At 63.4% G+C, this 558-nt stretch carries 1 pseudogene; it reads right to left on the minus strand.

Annotated features, from left to right (window positions below):
* Positions 1-530, minus strand: a pseudogene (locus MMB74_RS27365) (acetyl-CoA C-acyltransferase); the annotation flags it as partial.
* Between the last annotated feature and the right edge of the window lie 28 nt (positions 531-558).

Here is a 558-nt window from a genome sequence, read left to right on the forward strand (position 1 = left end):
TGGTCTTCGCGCGAAATGCCGTACTTCGTCACCAGGTCCTCGGTATGCCAGCCAGAATGCTGGCCGCTGAACGCGTCGTTCAGTCCGTCCATCAGCATGCTATCGAACAGGGTGACGTCGCCCATCCGGGCGCCCCAGCGCCCCTGCGGCAACAGGTAAGGGCCGCGATCCATGTTCTCCATGCCGCCTGCGATCGCACAATCGATCAGCCCAGCCCAGATCTCGGTTGCTGCGCTGGCGATCGCCTGCGCACCCGAGCCGCAGACACGGTTGACCGTGAGCGCGGGAACCTCGACCGGCAACCCACCGGCGATGCCGGCCTGGCGGGCCGGGTTCATCTTGACGCCGGCCTGAATCACATTGCCCATCACGAGCGACTGCACCTTATCGGGGGACAATCCGGCTCGCCTAAGACTTTCCCGAATAACGATCGCCCCGAGGGCGGGTGCTGGCACGTCCTTTACCGAACCGCCATAGGTTCCGATCGCAGTGCGGACCGGGTTGCACAGGACGATCTCTCTATTGCTCATGAATATGCTCCTCACAGGGACGGGGTGT

Source organism: Trinickia sp. Y13, from assembly GCF_029522115.1.
Classification (GTDB): Bacteria; Pseudomonadota; Gammaproteobacteria; order Burkholderiales; family Burkholderiaceae; genus Trinickia.